Here is a 571-nt window from a genome sequence, read left to right as displayed (position 1 = left end):
GCCGGTGACGACGGCGACCGGCGCCCGGCCGGCGTCGGTCACGCGGCGACCCGGCCGCCGGCGCCGGCGGCGCACCGGGCGGTCGCGATCTCGGTCAGGGCGCGGTCGCCCTCCTCGTACGAGGTGTGCAGGGTGATCGCGGAGATGCGGCCGGCGTGGTCGAGCCGGATGTCGTACCAGCCGGCGACCATCCAGGTGCCCGACCGCTCGCCGTCGGCCACGTGGTGATAGCCGCGCACCGTCGTCGTGCACCGGCCGCCCGGCGTGGCGAGCACCGGGCCGGTGAGGTGCTGCGTCGCGTCGAAGCCGGGCAGCAGCCCGCGCCACCGCCGCACCACCTCGGCCGCGGCGACGGTCTCGGGCGAGCCGCCCCACAGGGACGTGTAGTCGAGCCGGACGTCGTCGGCGAGCACGGCCCGCACGCCGTCCCAGTCGAGGGTGTCGACGGCGTGCAGCAGTGCGGTGACGGTGTCGGCGGCCAGGGAATCGCTCACTGGTGCACCATCCTTTGGTCGGCGTTCTCCGATTGGGCGTCGATGCACCCCGGGTGCCACCAGGTCACTGCCCTGCT

Annotated in this window: 1 protein-coding gene; it reads right to left on the bottom strand. The window is 75.3% G+C overall.

The genetic code is table 11. From position 1 onward, the window contains the following. Positions 1-38 precede the first annotated feature (38 nt). Positions 39-494: a nuclear transport factor 2 family protein gene (locus tag DY240_RS22395; protein WP_199702052.1), complete on the bottom strand. Its 456-nt coding sequence runs from the start codon at positions 492-494 to the stop codon at positions 39-41. Positions 495-571: the final 77 nt, after the last annotated feature.

This window comes from Jiangella rhizosphaerae (genome assembly GCF_003579925.1).
Taxonomy (GTDB): Bacteria; Actinomycetota; Actinomycetes; order Jiangellales; family Jiangellaceae; genus Jiangella; species Jiangella rhizosphaerae.
Note: the sequence above shows the minus strand (reverse complement) of the source record. Positions and strands in the feature narration are given on the sequence as shown.